Here is a 17023-nt window from a genome sequence, read left to right as displayed (position 1 = left end):
ATAGTGTTTCGGTGGTCATAGCGTTAGGGAAACGCCCGGTTTACATTCCGAACCCGGAAGCTAAGCCTTTCAGCGCCGATGGTACTGCAGGGGGGACCCTGTGGGAGAGTAGGACGCCGCCGAACAATCATTGTGGGAAAGCCCCGCACCCTTCAGGGTGCGGGGCTTTTCTGCGTTCCAGACCCATTTTCGTTCCCGAGGCCGCAGCGCCGTTCCCGAAGCCCGCGGCGCCGTTCCCGAAGCCCGCGGCGCCGTTCCCGAAGCCCGCGGCGCCGGCCGCAGTCGACACCCGGATGCCCGGCATGGGCTCGGAAGAGAACCGTGCCGGCGGCTCGTAGTGTGAACGTATGGGCTATGACCTCGTGATCTTCGACAACGACGGCGTGCTGGTGGACAGTGAGCCGATCTCCAACCGCATCCTCGCCGGGTACCTGACCGAACTGGGGCACCCCACCTCCTATGACGAGTCGCTGCGCGACTACATGGGGGCCGCCGTGCACCGGGTGCACGATCTCGTGCAGGAGCGGACCGATCAGCGGCTGCCCGAGGACTTCGAGGAGACGCTCCACGCGCGGACCACCGCCGCCTTCGAACGCGAGCTGCGTCCCGTCGAGGGAATCGAGGACGTGCTCGGCGCGCTGACCGCGCACGGAGTCGCGTACTGCCTGGCTTCCTCCGGGAGCCACGAGAAGATCCGGGCCGGCCACCAGGCGGCCGGGATCGACGGATGGTTCGAAGAGGAGTGGATCTTCAGTTCGCAGGACGTGGGCCGGGGAAAGCCCGACCCCGATCTCTTCCTGCACGCGGCCGACCAGATGGGCTTCGCACCCGCGCGCTGCGTGGTCGTCGAGGACAGCCCGCTCGGGGTGCAGGCCGCGGTGGCCGCCGGCATGGACGTATTCGGGTTCACCGGGATGATGCCGGCCGATCGGCTCACCGGTGCGACCAACTGCTTCGGTGACATGAAGGAGCTGACCCGGCTCCTCGGACTGGACGCCTACTGACCATCCCCGGCGACGGGAGCCGACCCGCCCGGTCCTCGTTCGATCACTGTTCCGAATCGGTATGTGATCTCTCTACCCACGGGTAGTCCGCGCCCCTACGCTGTGCCGCCATGACAGAAGACGTGCGGCTGCGCCGCGGGCGCGGGTCCCTGGGGTTCAGCTTCTTCGTGCAGGGTGTGACCTTCGCCCTCCTCGTGACGCGCATCCCCGCGATCCAGGACCAGTACGGGATATCCGACGCGCTGTTGCCCGCCTTCCTCGCCGCCGTGCCGATCCTCGCCGGCGTCGCCAGCGTTGCCACCGAGCACCTGGTGAAGCGCGTCGCGCCGAGCGTGGTGCTGCGATGGGCCCAGCCACTGGTGCTGTTGGCGCTGCTCGGCGTCGGGGCCGGCGACCAGATGTGGCACGTGGCCGTGGCCCTGGGGGCGTTCGGGTTCTCCGTCGGGGCGCTCGACGCCTCCATGAACATGCTCGGAGTCAGCCTCCAGCGGGCCTACGGGCGCAGCATCATGCTGGGCTTCCACGCCTCGTACAGCCTGGGCGGGATCGTCGGCGCCTCGGCCGCCTGGGCGGGGGCGCACTGGCACCTGGGACTGTTCAGCAGCTACCTGCCGGCCGTGGCGGTGCTGTTGCCGCTCGCGGTGCTCGGGAGCCGGTACTACGTGGACCGGCCGGAGGCCGACCGGGCCCGGGCCGTGACCGAGAAGGGCGGGGCGGCGGTCGAGAAGGGACTCGGGGTCGGCGGGTTCAAGCTGCTGCTGCCCCTGTGCCTGGTGATGGCGTGCGCGTACATCGGGGACTCGACGGTGTCGAACTGGAGCGCCAAGTACCTCCAGGACGTGCTGGGCAGTTCCGAGCAGCTCGCCACGGTCCCCTACAACGTGTACATGGTGACCACCCTGATCGGCCGGTCCGTCGGTGACCTGGGCGTACGGCGCTTCGGAGCCGTGGCCGTGGTGCGCGGCGGGACGCTGGTCGCGGCGCTCGGGTTCGGGGTGGTGGCCGTCGCCCCGGGAGCGTGGACGGGGATGCTCGGGTTCATGTTGCTGGGCATCGGGCTGTGCGTGATCGTCCCGCAGACCTTCGCGGCGGCGGGCCGGCTGTTCCCCGGGGCGTCGGCGGACACGGCCATCGCCCGGCTGAACATCTTCAACTACGTGGGGTTCCTCGTCGGGGCGCCGCTCGTGGGCGGCATCGGGGACGCCTGGAGCTACCGGGGCGCGATGTTGGTGCCGATGGTGTTGGTGTTGGTGACGTTGTTCCATGCCCGCTCGTTCGGCTCGGACGGTGCCCGATACGGTGTCGGGCATGAGCGGCCGCGGGTTGTTGATGTGGGACGAGGCGGTAACGAGGTATGACTTCGGACCGAGCCATCCGATGGACCCGGTGCGCCTGGCGCTGACCATGGGCCTGGTGCGTGCCTTCGGGCTGGACCGGGAGATGGAGGTACGGGCGGCGCGCGCGGCCGGCGATTCGACGTTGCGGCTCGTGCACCGCGAGGACTACGTCGCCGCGGTGCGCGAGGTGTCAGCCGACCCGGGCGTGGCCGACGGCTCGTACGGGCTCGGGACCGTCGACGACCCGGCGTTCCACGGGATGCACGAGGCGTCCGCGCTGATCGCCGGGCAGTCCGTGGCGGCGGCGGAGGCGATCTGGCGCGGGGAGGCCGGGCACGCGGTGAACTTCGCGGGCGGGCTGCACCACGCCATGCCCGGCGGTGCGGCCGGTTTCTGCGTGTACAACGACGCGGCGCTCGCCGTGGCGCGGTTGCTGGAGCTCGGGGCCGAGCGGGTCGCGTACGTGGACGTGGACGTGCATCACGGTGACGGGGTGCAGACGGCGTTCTGGGACGACCCGCGCGTGCTGACGATCTCGCTCCACGAGCATCCGCGGACCCTGTTCCCGCAGACCGGATGGCCGGAGGAGACGGGTGGGCCGGACGCCGAGGGGTCGGCGGTCAACGTGGCGTTGCCGGCCGGGACCGGGGACGAGGGCTGGTTGCGGGCCTTCCACGCGAGCGTGCCGGAGCTGCTGGCGGACTTCCGGCCGCAGGTGCTGGTGAGCCAGCACGGGGCGGACACGCACTTCGAGGACCCGTTGGCACACCTCGCGGTGTCGTTGGACGCGCAGCGCGCCGTCCAGGAGGCCTGTCACGCGTTGGCGCACGAGCACGCGGACGGCCGGTGGCTGGCGTTGGGCGGCGGCGGGTACGCGGTGGTGGACGTCGTGCCGAGGTCCTGGACGCACCTGGTGGGGATCGCGGCGCACCGCCCGGTGGATCCCGCGGCGGCGGTGCCGGACGCGTGGCGCGACGAGGTGTACGCGCGGACCCGGGAGCCCGCGCCGCGGCGGATGACGGACGGGCGGACGGTCTCCTGGCGGGACTGGGAAGAGGGCTACGATCCGGCCGACCGGATCGATCAGGCCGTGCTGGCGATGCGCAAGGCGGTCTTCCCGCTGCGGGGCATGCTGACGTAGCGGGCGGGCCGGCAGATGCATCGTTACGCCAACTGTGGGGCTGTTCGCCGGAATTGAGTCACCGCCAGGTTCGGTGCGGCAGCATCGGCAGGGTGTTGAGCACCGGAGCGTTGCGTGCGCATCTGCTGGCCGCCCGGTTGGCCGGGCCCGTCGCCACGTCGCGGGAGGAAAGCCTGCGCAGTTACCGGCTGTTCGCGGCGCGGGATCCGCGGCTGCTGCTGGGGCTGGACCCCGAACGGGGTTGGGGCGAGAGTGATCTGCTGAGGCTGATGGCGGACAAGTGCGGTGTCTCGGCGGATCCCGCGCACGTCAGCGGGCCGGACGTGATCGACCCGGAGCGGACGGTGGCCGCGCTGGAGGCCTTCGCGGGGCGGTTGGGCGAGGCGGCGGCGGCGCGGTCGCCCGTGCTGTTCGCGACCGGGCATCCCCACCGCCTCCTGGGGTTCTACGCCAGTTTGGCCGAGGCCCTGTCGGCGGTGGGATGTGTTGTCCTCACCCCGGCGCGGGGGGTGCGCATCGACATGGCGACCCGGTTCGGCGTACGCCCTCACAGCATCGATTACGTACGGGGAGTCGCATTGGTGCGGGAACCCGGCGCGCGTCCGGCGGGGAGTGCGACCGGCGCGCACACCCATTCACCGCTGCCGGTTCGGGTCGCGCTGGGGGCACTCGCGGAGGCCGGAGAGCCACTGCCGGAACTGGTGGTCGGGGACCACGGATGGGTCTGCGGTGCAGGTCAGCTGGGTGTGGACACGATCGGGCTGGCCGACACGGACGATCCCGCGCTGTTCGTCGGCGAGGCCGAGGGGCGGGTCTCGGTGACCGTTCCACTTGATGACGGCGTGCGCTCGGACTACTACCGCCCGCTCACGCGCTACGTGCTCGGGCGTGCGGGGCTGCCTATGCGCCAGGAGTGGCTGTAGCTCCTCTTCCCCACTCGTATCACACGCCCCTACTCTGGGGAGTGAGCGTGCGACGACGGGGCGTAACCGGAGGGGAAGCCGGTGCCCGTCATGCGCGGAAGGTCAAGGTGTGTCATGGCTGCTGGCGAGAGGCCTCTCAGTGAGGTTCAGTTCCTGACCGTGGCGGAGGTCGCCTCGGTGATGCGAGTGTCAAAGATGACCGTGTACCGCCTGGTGCACAACGGTCATCTGCCCGCTATCCGGGTGGGCCGGTCCTTCCGGGTCCCCGAGAACGCGGTTCACGAGTACCTCCGAGAGTCCTATGTGGGGGTGGAGTCGGCCTGAGAATGACCGGCGATCGCCCTCGGATTACAAGCTCAGAGTTTGGGCGGGTAGGCTAGGCCGACGTAGGTCGTGTGGGCCCAGACGCCCCGCACCGTTCTCCGTCAACGCGGGGATGTTCCGAGAAGTGAGCGAGGGTAGTCGTGGGCTCTGTTATCAAGAAGCGGCGTAAGCGGATGGCTAAGAAGAAGCACCGCAAGCTGCTCAAGCGCACCCGCGTCCAGCGCCGTAACAAGAAGTAAACGGCAGCTGTACGTGTTCTCCGCAGCCCCTCCACCATCCTGGTGGAGGGGCTGCGGTGCAGCCGGGGTACTTCTTCGAGGGAGGCGCTGAGCTCGTGGGGAAGGTCGTGCTCGTCACCGGGGCTGCCCGGCAGCTGGGAGGCCGCTTCGTGCGGCGGATCCAGCACGAACCGGACGTCGAGCGGGTGATCGCGGTGGATGCCGTGAGTCCGCCGCACCGGCTCGGTTCGGCCGAGTTCGTGCGGACGGACATCAGACAGTCGGCCATCGTCCGGGTGCTCGCGGAGCATTCCGTCGACACGGTGGTCCACCTGGCCGTCACCGGGGGCAGTGCGGGGTCGGGCGGTGCGCGCAGCGCCGTCAAGGAAACGAACGTCATCGGGACGATGCAGCTCCTCGGGGCCTGCCAGAAGTCACCGACGGTGCGACGGCTCGTGGTGAAGTCCAGTACCAGCGTGTACGGGGGCACCTCGCGGGATCCGGCGGTCTTCACCGAGACCACGCAGCCGAAGTCGCTGCCTCCGGCCGGCTTCGCGAAGGACGCCGCCGAGGTCGAGGGGTACGTGCGGGGCTTCGCGCGAAGACGACCGGACGTGGCCGTGTGCGTGCTGCGGTTCGCGAACATCCTGGGTCCGTACGCGGATTCCGCGCTCGCCGAGTACTTCTCGATCCCGGTGATGCCGACCGTGTTGGGTTACGACCCGAGGTTGCAGTTCGTCCACGAGGACGACGTGGTGGACGTGTTGCGGTTGGCGGCGGGGGAGCCCCGGCGCGGGACGCTCAACAGCGGGACCTTCAACATCGCGGGCGACGGGGTGTTGCTGCTGTCGCAGTGCGCGCGGCGGCTGGGGCGGCCCACGGTGCCGCTGCTGCTGCCCGCGGTGACGTGGGTGGGGTCGGTGCTGCGGTCGGTCGGCGTGACGGACTTCTCGCCCGAACAGATAAGGCTCCTGACGCACGGGCGGGTCGTGGAGACCACGCAGATGCGGGACACCCTCGGGTTCGCGCCCCTCTACACGACGGCGGAGACGTTCGCGGACTTCGCGCGGAGCCGGGGGAGCGGGCTGTTGCCGCCGGAGCGGGTCGGTCGCACGGTGGACCGGGTGGCGGGCATGCTGAAGGCGGACCTGTCGAGTGTGGAGCCGGTGGCCGAGGGAGCGAAGAGATAGTGGCGGACGCGAAAGTCATCCCGTTCGACGAGGACCGGCCGCGTCGGCGGCCGCCGCGGCGGGTGCGGGTCGCGCCACCGGTCGAGCCCGATCCCGTGGTGGAGCCGGTCCCGGCCGAGCCGGCGACGGGCGGCGCCGGATGGGACCGGAGGATCGCCGGCGGGCTGGCGTTCCTGCGGCGGCGGATCACCGGGGACTACGAGGTCGACGACTTCGGCTACGACAAGGAGCTGACGGACCAGGTCCTGATGTCCTTGATGCGGCCGCTGTTCGACAAGTACTTCAGGGTCGAGGTCAAGGGCGTCGAGAACATCCCGAAGGAGGGCGGCGCGCTGATCGTGGCGAACCACTCCGGGACGTTGCCGCTGGACGGTCTGATGCTCCAGGTCGCGGTGCACGACCACCACCCGGCGGAGCGGCACCTGCGCCTGCTTGCGGCGGATCTGGTGTTCATGCTGCCGGTGGTGAACGAACTCGCCCGGAAGGCCGGTCACACGCTGGCCTGCGCGGAGGACGCGCAACGGCTGTTGGAGGCCGGGGAACTGGTCGGGGTGATGCCGGAGGGCTTCAAGGGACTGGGCAAGCCCTTCGGGGACCGGTACAAGCTCCAGCGGTTCGGTCGGGGCGGGTTCGTGTCGACGGCGCTGCGCGCGGGAACGCCGATCGTGCCCTGCTCGATCGTGGGGGCGGAGGAGATCTACCCGATGGTCGGCAACGCGAAGACGTTGGCGCGGCTGCTGGGGGTCCCCTACTTCCCGATCACGCCGACGTTCCCGTTGTTGGGGCCGCTCGGCGCGCTGCCGTTGCCGACGAAGTGGACGATCCAGTTCGGGGAGCCGATCCCGACGGACGGGTATGCGGCGGAGGCCGCCGAGGATCCCATGTTGATGTTCAACCTGACGGACCAGGTGCGGGAGCAGATCCAGCACACGCTGTACCGGCTGCTCGTGCAGCGGAGGTCGGTGTTCTTCTGAGCGGGACCGTGTGAGCCGGAGGGGGACTGTCGAGCAGTCCCCCTCCGGCTTTTCACTCGGTGTCCTCCGCCTGGATGCCCAGCCCCGGCAGCAGGCCGGGGAGGAGCGGCGGGAGGGTGATGTCCGGCTGCGGGAGCTCCGGAGTGGTGGACGGGGGCGGGGTGGACTGGTCCTGCGACGGCGGGTGGAGCAGATCGCCCGTACCGCCGAGGAGTCCGCCGCCGGGGGGCGGGGGCTTGCTGGTACCCGGTGCCGGCGTGCTCGGGGGGGACGCCGCCGGGGCACCCGACGGGGGTGCGGACTTCTGTTTGCCCGCGGGCGTGCTCGGCTTGGCCGAGGTGCCCGGGGTGGAGCCGCGGGTCTGCGCCGGTGGCTTCGGCAGCAGTCCCTGGAGCGGCGCCACGTCCTCGTCTATGGCCTGGAAGACCGACTCCACTTCTCCGCCCACGTCGGTGAGCTGCGCCGGGAGCTTCTCCCGGAGCCGGCCCCACGCGTCGCGGTGGGAGCGGGAGAACGACGAGAGCGTCTGGATCGGTCCGAGTGAACCGTCCCGTTCGTACGCCGCCTGGAGAAGCCGGTGGCCCTCCGCCGCATCGTGTTTCATTCCCGCCAGCGCTCGGCGGATCTCGCCCAGGGACTCGTGGTCCAGTATGCCCGTCCGGCCCCGCTCCATCAGCCTGCGGGCCTCCGACAGCCGGTTCGAGGCCTGGTCCAGGTACAGCTCGCCCCGGTCCGAATCCTCGTCGGCCATCCCCAGCTTCAGATCCTCCATGCCCCGTTTCACGGGGTAGAGGGAGTCACCCGGTAGGGCGTCCGTGCTGGCAGCGGCCACGCCGCTGAAAGCCCCTGCGGCCACACCCACGGTGAGGCCACCTGCTGCGATGCCCTTGGACCAGCGGGAGCGGGGCCGCAATTTCCGGAGCGAGGTCGCCCGGTGGGCGCCGCGGCCGGTCCGCTGTTCGGGCACCAGAGGGTCGGCGGCGGCGCCTCCGGCCCTCTCCTCCATCACCATGGCCTCCATGGCTGCGACGAGCTGGGCTCGTTGCACCACTTTGACCTCGGGGTCCAGCGCTGGGCGCGGCATTTCGCCGAGCACGCTCGCCAGGGCCAACAACCGGTCGTGGTCGGCAGGTGCCTCGGACTGCTCGGCCGCCGGGTCCGGTTCCGAAAGGTCGGATGGGGTCCGATCCTCCAGGGCCTGGGCGAAGGCGTTCGCCCGCCGGTGCGGAGTCACGTTCGCGATCACTGGCGGCACCTCCTCTCGTCATGACGATCGACTCCCCAAGGTGTCCGGAAGGTTGCCTTCCTTGAGCACATCCACACTTTCGAGTGAGCGGCTTCGGGCAGGGCGTGTCCACAGGGAGCCTGCAGTCCGCACAACGAGCGGCGCGGCACTTGGGTTACGGACGAAGGATGATCGGACCACAGCGTCATCAAAGTCATCGGCAGGGTTACAGAGTGTGAGTAGGGCCGCGGTCAGCGGGCGTCGTCCGGGAGCAGGCGGGCCAGCGTGCGGACCGCCCGGTACTGGAGCGTCTTGATGGCGCCCTCGTTCTTCCCCATGACTCTGGCCGTCTCGGCGACGGACAGGCCTTGGAGGAAGCGCAGGGTCACGCATTCCTGCTGCTGCGGGTTGAGTTTCCGTACGGCCTCCAGGAGGGCCGCGTTGGAGAGGGATTCGAGGACGGAGTCCTCGGGGCTGCGTTCCACCTCGTTGGCGTCGAGCATCTCGCCGGTGGTGATCTCCAGCCTGAAGCGGCTGGACTTGAAGTGGTCGGCGACCAGGTTGCGCGCGATCGTCACGAGCCAGGCCCCGAAGTCTCGGCCCTGCCAGGTGAAGGTGGAGATGCGGCGCAGCGCGCGCAGGAAGGTCTCGCTGGTGAGATCCTCCGCGGTCGCCTTGCCGCCGACGCGGTAGTAGATGTAGCGATACACCGTGTCGCTGTACTGGTCGTAGAGCCGGCCGAAGGCCTCGGCCTCACCGGCCTGGGCGCGTTCGACCAGGTCCATCATGCGGGCCTGGTCGCTGTCCGCCGTGGGGCGGCGGGCGGCGGGCGCGCCGGCGGCGGTGCCGCTTGAGCTTCCGCCCGAGCGGCCGCGTCTGCCCACCGTCGCTCCGCCGTCGGTCAGGGCATAGCAGGGACCGGCCGGGCCGAGGCCGGCAGGGATCGCGGCGAAGGCGGGGACGGCGTACGCGGTGGGGACGAAGCCACGCAGGTGGTCGAGGACCGTTGCGCGCAGCGTAGCCAGGCCCGAGGCGTCAACCCCGACAGGTGGGTACACGGGACTCCCAGAGGCAGAGCTTCCATCACGTGCAGTGCGGGACCGTTCACCCGTCGTGGCGACAGATGGGCGGTGGCATGCGTTTGAGGAGAATAACGCTTCGTACAGGCAGCGCTACACCCAGTTGCTCAAATCACCGGTTACGACACTTCTGTTGCGTGTCGAGGGCATATTCGGTCGCAGATGGTGATCGATTCTTGATCGGTTGGGTGCGCGGAATGGAAGCTTCCACAGAGGCTCGCGACCGAGTCGGGCCCGGGGGAGTGCCTCGCCGGACGCGGGGGTAAGGCTGCGGGAATGGCCGCCGGGCGGTCCGCCCGAGGGCGGCGAAAAGCCGCCGGGCACGGGCCGGGCGGCTTTTCGCAGGCGGGATGAGGGGGCCGGGGTGGGCGGCTACCTGCGGCGGCGGTGCAGGGCGATGGCGGCGGCGGTGCCGCCCGCGATCGCGCCGACGCCGGCGGCCGCCGGGACGCCGACCTTCACGGCCTTGCGGCCGGTCCGATAGTCGCGCAGTCGCCAGTCGTGGGCTCGGGCATGCTTGCGCAGTTTTGTGTCGGGATTGATCGCGTACGGATGTCCGACGAGTGACAGCATCGGGATGTCGTTGTGCGAATCGCTGTACGCGGCGCAGCGGTCGAGGTCCAGGCCCTCGGCGCCGGCCAGGGCGCGCACGGCCTCGGCCTTGGCGGGGCCGTGCAGCGGTTCGCCGACCAGCCGGCCGGTGTAGACGCCGTCCACGGACTCGGCGACGGTGCCCAGGGCTCCGGTCAGGCCGAGTCGGCGGGCGATGATCGTGGCGGTCTCGACGGGGGCCGCGGTGACGAGCCAGACCTTCTGGCCGGCGTCGAGGTGGGCCTGGGCGAGGGCGCGGGTGCCCGGCCAGATCCGCTCGGCCATGTACTCGTCGTAGATCTCCTCGCCGATGGACATCAGCTCGGAGACCCGGTGGCCCTTGACGATGGACAGGGCGCTGTCGCGGGCGTCCTGCATGTGCTCGGGGTCCTCGACGCCCGCGAGCCGGAACCAGGCCTGCTGCCAGGCGAAGCGGGCGAGTTCGCGGCGCTGGAAGAACTCGCGCTTGTAGAGGCCGCGACCGAAGTGGAAGATCGCGGCGCCCTGCATGACGGTGTTGTCGAGGTCGAAGAAGGCGGCGGCGAGGTCGTCGCCGGGGACCGGGAACTCGGGCTCGGCGGGCGCCCGCGGTGCTTCGGCGGCTTCCGCTTCCGCGATCGAGCGGGCGGCGTCCGGCGCGTCCGGCGTCGAATCCGGAGCCTCGGTGAAAGGTGGCGCCTCGGCCTGAGCGGTCTTGCGCGCTGCCTCGGCAGAGGCCTCGCCTGCCAGCACGCTCCGCGCGGTTGCGGAGCGCCTACGGGGGGTGAGCCATCCCAGAGCGGCCATGACGCGAGCATAGCCATTGTGTTCGGGAGTTCCCGAACCGATGGGAAACGGAGGCGTGAACTCTGTGAGGCGCGCGGCCGGGTCGCGGGGGCGGCGCGGGGCGGGGGGCGTTCCGTACCGGCATGCCGGCGGGGGCTGCCGAGGGGACCCGGGGGCGTGGGGGCGCGGGAGAATGAGGACATGAGTCCTCTGCTGCGTCGTAAGGAAAAGAAGCGTCCCGAGGAGCGACTGGTCACGCTCGTCGGGAAGCCGGGGTGTCATCTGTGCGATGACGCCCAGTCGGTGATCGAGGAGGTCTGCGCGCAGACGGGGGCGCGGTGGGAGAAGAAGGACATCTCGCAGGACGAGGAGCTCTACCGCCGCCATTGGGAGCAGATTCCGGTGGTGCTGGTGGATGGTGAACAGCACACCTTCTGGAGGGTGAACCCTGAGAAGCTGCGTCGGGCATTGGAGGGCTGACCGTCCGGGCGGTTACCATCATGGGCGATTTATGGGGACTCGGGGGCGTATCGATGAGGAGTGTGTGCCGTTTTGCCCCCCTCGGGATTTGAACGGGTTCGGCCCGTTCCGGGTTCCCGTGCCGCAGCACCGACCCGCGTGACCCCGGTCACTTTGCTCGGACAAAGCGGACACAATCTTTGTGCACGCGTTCACAAAGACATAGCCTGCATTCGACGGGGCGGTCCTGGGACAAGTGACCGCCTGCAGCCCCGCTCATCCCGCAGGAGCATCGTGGCAACTGGCCGAACTCACCGACCGGCGACCCGCAGCCGAGGTATTCCCGAGGCCACTGTCGCCCGGCTTCCGCTGTACCTGCGCGCGCTCACCGCGCTCTCCGAGCGATCGGTGCCCACGGTGTCCTCCGAGGAGCTCGCGGCCGCCGCCGGAGTCAACTCCGCGAAGCTGCGCAAGGACTTCTCCTACCTCGGCTCGTACGGCACCCGCGGTGTCGGGTACGACGTCGAGTACCTCGTCTACCAGATCTCCCGCGAGCTCGGTCTGACGCAGGACTGGCCCGTCGTCATCGTCGGCATCGGCAACCTGGGCGCCGCCCTGGCCAACTACGGCGGCTTCGCCTCGCGCGGGTTCCGCGTCGCGGCGCTGATCGACGCCGACCCGGCCATGGCCGGGAAGCCGGTCGCCGGGATGCCCGTGCGGCACACCGACGAGCTGGAGAAGATCATCGAGGACAACGGCGTCTCGATCGGGGTCATCGCGACCCCGGCCGGCGCCGCGCAGCAGGTGAGCGAGCGGCTCATCGCCGCCGGGGTCACCTCCATCCTGAACTTCGCGCCGACCGTGCTGTCGGTACCCGAGGGCGTGGACGTGCGCAAGGTCGACCTGTCGATCGAGCTGCAGATCCTCGCCTTCCACGAGCAGCGCAAGGCCGGCGAGGGGGCCGCGGCCGCCGCTGCCGCCGGCTCCCTCGCGGACGACGAGGACACCGGCACGGGAGCCGCTCCCGCCGCTGCCGTGGTCCCGCCCGCGGGACGCGCCGCCGCCACCTCGCGCAAGGGCAACCCCGAGGGTGACGTGCCGGCGGTGATGCCGGCATGAGTCTGCTCGTCGTAGGGCTGAGCCACCGCAGCGCACCGGTCAGCGTGCTGGAGCGGGCCTCCCTGTCCGCCGATGCCAAGGTGAAGCTGCTGCACGACACCCTCGCCGCCGAACCGGCGACCGAGGCGACCGTGCTGGCCACCTGCAACCGGATCGAGCTGTACGCGGACGTGGACAAGTTCCACGCCGGTGTCGCCGAGCTGTCCACGCTGCTCGCGCAGCACAGCGGGGTGGCCCTGGAAGAGCTCACCCCCTATCTCTACGTGCACTACGAGGACCGGGCGGTGCACCACCTGTTCTCGGTGGCGTGCGGGCTGGACTCGATGGTCGTCGGCGAGGGGCAGATCCTCGGCCAGATCAAGGACGCGCTGGCGGTGGGGCAGGAGCAGCACACCGCCGGGCGGCTGATCAACGACCTGTTCCAGCAGGCGCTGCGGGTCGGCAAGCGGGCGCACTCGGAGACCGGGATCGACCGGGCCGGGCAGTCGCTGGTGACCTTCGGGCTGGAGCAGCTGGCCGTCCACGAGCCGGTGGACCGTTGGGCCGCGGGCAAGCGGGCGCTGGTGATCGGCGCCGGCTCGATGTCCTCGCTGGCCGCCGCGACGCTGGCACGGGTCGGGATCGCCGAGATCATGGTGGCGAACCGGACCGTCGAGCGGGCGGAGCGTTTGGCCGAGATTCTGGTTGCCTCGGGCACCGGGGTGGCGGCCCGCGCGGTGCCGATGACGCGTGTGGCGGATGAGCTGACACGTGTTGACGTGGTCGTGTCCTGCACCGGGGCCACCGGACTGGTACTGACCGGCGACGACGTCGCGGACGCGCTGTCCAAGGGCTCCGCCCCGATCCCCGCGCCGCAGGCGCCGGCGGATCAGGGTGGTTCCCCGATGGCGTCCGGTGGGCGGGGTTCCGCCCCGGCTCCGGTCTCCGCTCCCCCTGGCAGGACGCGTTCGGGCGGCGTTTCGGTTCCCGCGCAGGACGGGCTCGCCAGTGCCGAGGTCCTGGCGCGGCTGGTGGCCGCAGCCGAGGGCGGGCGGCGGCTGGCGGATGCCGGGGCCGCGCGGACCCTGACGGCGGTCGCCGAGCGCGACGACTGCCCGCTGGGCCTGGACGCGCCGACATCCGACGGGCGTTCCGCGCTCACCGGGGTCGACGCCAACGCCCTCGAACTGCACGGCACCTGGGCCGACCAGGGCGAGGCAGCCGCCCAGCGGCAGCCCCGCCGGAGCCGGCCGGCCGTCGTGAACGGCGCGACCGTACGGCTCGCGCTCCTCGACCTGGCCATGCCGCGCGACATCGACGCCGCCGTGCACCGCGTCCCCGGGGTACGCCTCGTGGACATCGAATCGCTCGCCGAGGCCTCCGCCGACGCGCCGATGGCCGCCGATGTGGACGCCGTGCGCGCGATCGTCGCGGAAGAGGTGGCCGCGTTCGGGGCCGCCCAGCGGGCCGCGCACATCACGCCCACCGTCGTCGCGCTGCGCGCCATGGCCGCCGAGGTGGTGGCGATGGAAGTGGCCCGGCTCGACGGCCGGGTGCCCGACCTCGACGAGCGGCAGCGCGCCGAGGTCACCCAGACCGTGCGCCGCGTCGTCGACAAGCTCCTCCACGCGCCGACCGTGCGCGTCAAGCAGCTCGCCAGTGAGCCCGGCGGCGCCGGGTACGCCGAGGCGCTGCGCGAACTCTTCGACCTCGACCCTCAGACGGTGGCCTCCGTCAGCCGGGCGGACGCGGCCGATCCGAAGAACGACGACCCAGGACGGGCATCATGAACACACGTCCCGACCAGCCCCTCCGGCTTGGCACGCGACGCAGCAAGTTGGCCATGTCCCAGTCCGGGCACGTAGCCGAGGCGGTGCGGGCGGTCACCGGCCGGCCCGTCGAGCTCGTGGAGATCACGACCTACGGTGACGTGTCCCGCGAGCACCTCGCGCAGATCGGCGGCACCGGCGTGTTCGTCACGGCGCTGCGCGACGCCCTCGTGCGGGGCGAGGTCGATTTCGCGGTGCACTCGCTGAAGGACCTGCCGACCGCGCAGCCCGAGGAGCTGGTGATCGCGGCGATGCCGCGGCGGGAGGACGTGCGCGACGCGCTCGTCGCCCGTGACGGCCTGGCCTTCGAGCAGCTGCCCGACGGCGCGCGGATCGGTACCGGTTCGCCGCGGCGCACGGCGCTGCTCAACGCGTACGCCAGGAGCCTGGGCAAGGTCATCGAGACGGTCCCCATCCGCGGGAACGTCGACACCCGGATCGGCTTCGTGCGCGACGGGGAACTCGACGCCGTCGTCCTCGCCGCCGCCGGGCTGAACCGGCTCGGTCGCGGTGACGAGGCGACCGAGCTGCTGTCCGTGGACAACGTGCTGCCCGCACCCGGCCAGGGAGCCCTGGCCGTGGAGTGCCTCGCGTCCGCCACGGACCTCATCGCCGCCCTCGGTGAACTCGACGACTCGTACACGCGAGCCGCCGTGACCGCCGAAAGGTCTCTGCTCGCCGCCCTGGAGGCCGGCTGCAGCGCGCCCGTGGGCGCGCTCGCCGACCTGTTGGCCGACGGGCAGGTTGTCAATGAAATGCGCCTGCGCGGTGTCGTCGGAACGCTCGACGGCTCGACGCTCGTGCAGCTGTCCACCACCGGTCCCGTGCCCCAGTCTCACGACGAGGCCATGGCGCTCGGACGCGAACTCGCGGACGAGATGCTGGCCAAGGGCGCGGCCGGTCTGATGGGGGAGCGATCCCTTTGAACCCCTCAATTCCCACCACCTCCGCTCTTCCGGCGGTCGCCGCCCACGGGCGCGTCACCTTCCTCGGTGCCGGCCCCGGCGACCCGGGTCTGCTGACACTGCGCGCCGTCGAGGCGCTCGGCGCCGCGGACGTGCTGATCGCGGAGCCCGAGGTGCTCGAAGTCGTGCGCACCCATGCTCGCGCGGGCGTCGACACGCCGCAGCTGACGGTGGCTGACGAAGTGTCAGCAGCCGCCGGTGTCCCGGTGATCCGTGATGCCGCCAATCTTGTCATGGAGGCCGCGCGGTCCGGCAGGCGGGTGGTCCGTGCCGTCACGGGCGACCCCGGGCTCGACGGCAACGCCGCCGAGGAGATGCTGGCCTGCGCGACCGAGGGCATCCCCTTCGAGGTGGTGCCCGGTGTCGCGACCGCCGTCGGCGTGCCCGCGTACGCGGGTGTGCCGCTGAGCGGCGGCCGGGACGCCAAGGGCACGGACGTGCGCTTCGTCGACGCCCGCAACGCCTCGGCGCGCTGCTGGAGCGAGGTCGGCGCGAGCGACGGGATCCTCGTGGTCTCCGCGACCCTGGAGACCGTGTCCGCGGCCGCCTCCGAGCTGGTGTCGGCCGGGCGCAAGCCCGACACCCCCCTCACCGTGACGGTGGCGGGCACCACGACGCGGCAGCGGACCTGGAACGCCACCCTGGGCACCATCGCCCAGGTGTTCAAGCAGGGGAAGGTGCTGCCCTCGCCCGAGGGCGCGCGCCCCGTCATAGCCGTGGTCGGTGAGCACGGCGCGGCAGCGCGTCACGAGGACCTGGCCTGGTTCGAGTCGAAGCCGCTGTTCGGCTGGCGGGTGCTCGTGCCGCGCACCAAGGAGCAGGCCGCCTCGCTCTCCGACCAGTTGCGTTCGTACGGCGCCGTGCCGCACGAGGTGCCGACCATCGCCGTGGAGCCGCCGCGCACCCCGCAGCAGATGGAGCGGGCGGTCAAGGGCCTGGTCACGGGCCGCTACGAGTGGATCGCCTTCACCTCGGTGAACGCCGTGAAGGCGGTGCGCGAGAAGTTCGAGGAGTACGGGCTGGACGCGCGGGCCTTCGCGGGCATCAAGGTCGCCGCGGTGGGCGAGCAGACCGCGGCCGCGCTGGTGGAGTTCGGCGTGAAGCCGGACCTGGTGCCGAGCGGCGAGCAGTCGGCCGCCGGGCTGCTGGAGGACTGGCCGCCCTACGACCCGGTCTTCGACCCGATCGACCGCGTCTTCCTGCCGCGGGCCGACATCGCGACGGAGACACTGGTCGCCGGGCTGATAGAGCTGGGCTGGGAGGTCGACGACGTGACGGCCTACCGGACCGTGCGCGCGTCGCCGCCGCCGGCGGACACGCGCGAGGCGATCAAGGGCGGCGGTTTCGACGCCGTGATGTTCACGTCGTCGAGCACCGTCCGCAACCTGGTCGGGATCGCGGGCAAGCCGCACAACGTGACCGTCATCGCGTGTATCGGGCCGGCGACGGCCAAGACCGCGGAGGAGCACGGGCTGCGCGTGGACGTGCTGTCGCCGGAGCCGTCGGTGTCGAAGCTGGCGGAGGCGCTGGCCGAGTACGGCGCGGCGCGCCGTGACGCGGCCAAGGAGGCCGGCGAGTCGGTGGCCCGGCCGAGCGAGCGACGGCCGGGAGCACGACGCCGACGCACGACGTGAGTCGGTGAGGCCGTCCCGCCGGCCGGTCGAACGGCCGGCCGGGCGGGGCGAGGAGTGACGGGCGCGGCCCGGGTGCGTGTGCGCCCGGGCCGCGTTCGTTTCCGGGGCGCACCGGGCCGCTCGCCGTGCGCGCGGCGTGCGGCCCTAGTGCTGCACCGCGAAAGTTCGTGGAGGGGTGTTGGTCAGGTCGGCTGGTCGCCGAGGTAGAGGTAGCAGGCGCAGTCGAGGCAGTCCTCGGGACTGCCGAAGGGCAGGCCTGAGGGCAGG

The 17023-nt window shown here is 71.2% G+C and carries 16 protein-coding genes and 1 rRNA gene; 14 read left to right on the top strand and 3 right to left on the bottom strand.

All coding sequences use genetic code 11. The features are described 5' to 3' along the window. The first annotated feature begins 7 nt into the window (after positions 1-7). The 9 genes from rrf to OTB19_RS37545 all read left to right on the top strand — a co-directional run bounded on the left by rrf (position 8) and on the right by OTB19_RS37545 (position 7111). A 5S ribosomal RNA gene (rrf, locus tag OTB19_RS37585) occupies positions 8-125 on the top strand. Positions 126-347: 222 nt separating this feature from the next. Further along, positions 348-1004, top strand: a complete 657-nt coding sequence (locus tag OTB19_RS37580; protein WP_267803291.1) for an HAD family hydrolase — start codon at positions 348-350, stop codon at positions 1002-1004. A gap of 110 nt (positions 1005-1114) precedes the next feature. Next, positions 1115-2362, top strand: a complete 1248-nt coding sequence (locus tag OTB19_RS37575) for an MFS transporter (RefSeq protein WP_267803290.1) — start codon at positions 1115-1117, stop codon at positions 2360-2362. After that, positions 2313-3482, top strand: coding sequence for an acetoin utilization protein AcuC (locus OTB19_RS37570; RefSeq protein ID WP_266947972.1), 1170 nt, complete (start codon positions 2313-2315; stop codon positions 3480-3482). Before OTB19_RS37575 ends, OTB19_RS37570 begins: the two co-directional genes overlap by 50 nt. Positions 3483-3574: 92 nt before the next feature. Next, positions 3575-4405 (top strand): phosphatase, encoded by an 831-nt coding sequence (locus tag OTB19_RS37565; RefSeq protein WP_267803289.1) that lies wholly within the window; start codon positions 3575-3577, stop codon positions 4403-4405. 114 nt (positions 4406-4519) lie between these two features. Further along, positions 4520-4729 carry a helix-turn-helix domain-containing protein gene (locus OTB19_RS37560; RefSeq protein WP_008738568.1) on the top strand — a complete coding sequence of 70 codons (210 nt, stop codon included), beginning with the start codon at positions 4520-4522 and terminating at the stop codon, positions 4727-4729. 140 nt (positions 4730-4869) lie between these two features. Further along, positions 4870-4968 (top strand): 30S ribosomal protein bS22, encoded by a 99-nt coding sequence (locus OTB19_RS37555; RefSeq protein WP_003948845.1) that lies wholly within the window; start codon positions 4870-4872, stop codon positions 4966-4968. Between the two features lie 95 nt (positions 4969-5063). Beyond that, complete coding sequence (locus OTB19_RS37550) at positions 5064-6137, top strand: NAD-dependent epimerase/dehydratase family protein (protein WP_267803288.1); 1074 nt, start codon at positions 5064-5066, stop codon at positions 6135-6137. Continuing rightward, the gene (locus tag OTB19_RS37545) at positions 6137-7111 is read left to right on the top strand and encodes a lysophospholipid acyltransferase family protein (RefSeq protein ID WP_267803287.1); all 975 of its coding nucleotides are present in this window, start codon (positions 6137-6139) and stop codon (positions 7109-7111) included. The genes OTB19_RS37550 and OTB19_RS37545 overlap by 1 nt, the downstream gene beginning before the upstream one ends. Before the next feature lie 52 nt (positions 7112-7163). On the opposite strand, the gene OTB19_RS37540 is transcribed toward OTB19_RS37545, so the two are convergent. The 3 genes from OTB19_RS37540 to OTB19_RS37530 form a co-directional block, all read right to left on the bottom strand. Beyond that, positions 7164-8357: a DUF5667 domain-containing protein gene (locus tag OTB19_RS37540; RefSeq protein WP_267803286.1), complete on the bottom strand. Its 1194-nt coding sequence runs from the start codon at positions 8355-8357 to the stop codon at positions 7164-7166. Between the two features lie 230 nt (positions 8358-8587). Next, complete coding sequence (locus OTB19_RS37535; protein WP_267803285.1) at positions 8588-9394, bottom strand: ECF subfamily RNA polymerase sigma factor, BldN family; 807 nt, start codon at positions 9392-9394, stop codon at positions 8588-8590. 393 nt (positions 9395-9787) lie between these two features. Continuing rightward, on the bottom strand, positions 9788-10792 hold the full coding sequence (locus OTB19_RS37530) for an HAD family hydrolase (RefSeq protein WP_267803284.1): 1005 nt from the start codon (positions 10790-10792) through the stop codon (positions 9788-9790). Positions 10793-10972: 180 nt separating this feature from the next. Here OTB19_RS37530 and OTB19_RS37525 point away from each other — a divergent pair, with 180 nt between their 5' ends. The 5 genes from OTB19_RS37525 (at position 10973) to OTB19_RS37505 (ending at position 16756) form a co-directional block, all read left to right on the top strand. Next, positions 10973-11251 (top strand): glutaredoxin family protein, encoded by a 279-nt coding sequence (locus tag OTB19_RS37525; RefSeq protein WP_266947963.1) that lies wholly within the window; start codon positions 10973-10975, stop codon positions 11249-11251. A gap of 273 nt (positions 11252-11524) precedes the next feature. Continuing rightward, complete coding sequence (locus OTB19_RS37520) at positions 11525-12349, top strand: redox-sensing transcriptional repressor Rex (protein ID WP_267803283.1); 825 nt, start codon at positions 11525-11527, stop codon at positions 12347-12349. After that, positions 12346-14118, top strand: coding sequence for a glutamyl-tRNA reductase (locus tag OTB19_RS37515; protein WP_267803282.1), 1773 nt, complete (start codon positions 12346-12348; stop codon positions 14116-14118). The genes OTB19_RS37520 and OTB19_RS37515 overlap by 4 nt, the downstream gene beginning before the upstream one ends. Further along, positions 14115-15083 (top strand): hydroxymethylbilane synthase, encoded by a 969-nt coding sequence (hemC, locus tag OTB19_RS37510; protein ID WP_267803281.1) that lies wholly within the window; start codon positions 14115-14117, stop codon positions 15081-15083. Before OTB19_RS37515 ends, hemC begins: the two co-directional genes overlap by 4 nt. Further along, positions 15080-16756, top strand: a complete 1677-nt coding sequence (locus tag OTB19_RS37505) for a bifunctional uroporphyrinogen-III C-methyltransferase/uroporphyrinogen-III synthase (protein WP_267803280.1) — start codon at positions 15080-15082, stop codon at positions 16754-16756. Before hemC ends, OTB19_RS37505 begins: the two co-directional genes overlap by 4 nt. Positions 16757-17023 lie beyond the last annotated feature (267 nt).

It is taken from the genome of Streptomyces sp. H27-H5 (assembly GCF_026627505.1).
Taxonomy (GTDB): Bacteria; Actinomycetota; Actinomycetes; order Streptomycetales; family Streptomycetaceae; genus Streptomyces.
This window is presented reverse-complemented; position numbering and strand designations above follow the sequence as displayed.

Coding starts and splice junctions, on each gene's coding strand:
- OTB19_RS37580 (WP_267803291.1), top strand. CDS start 348: ATGGGCTATGACCTCGTGATCTTCGACAACGACGGCGTGCTGGTGGAC.
- OTB19_RS37515 (WP_267803282.1), top strand. CDS start 12,346: ATGAGTCTGCTCGTCGTAGGGCTGAGCCACCGCAGCGCACCGGTCAGC.
- OTB19_RS37560 (WP_008738568.1), top strand. CDS start 4,520: ATGGCTGCTGGCGAGAGGCCTCTCAGTGAGGTTCAGTTCCTGACCGTG.
- OTB19_RS37570 (WP_266947972.1), top strand. CDS start 2,313: ATGAGCGGCCGCGGGTTGTTGATGTGGGACGAGGCGGTAACGAGGTAT.
- OTB19_RS37575 (WP_267803290.1), top strand. CDS start 1,115: ATGACAGAAGACGTGCGGCTGCGCCGCGGGCGCGGGTCCCTGGGGTTC.
- OTB19_RS37530 (WP_267803284.1), bottom strand. CDS start 10,792: ATGGCCGCTCTGGGATGGCTCACCCCCCGTAGGCGCTCCGCAACCGCG.
- OTB19_RS37525 (WP_266947963.1), top strand. CDS start 10,973: ATGAGTCCTCTGCTGCGTCGTAAGGAAAAGAAGCGTCCCGAGGAGCGA.
- hemC (WP_267803281.1), top strand. CDS start 14,115: ATGAACACACGTCCCGACCAGCCCCTCCGGCTTGGCACGCGACGCAGC.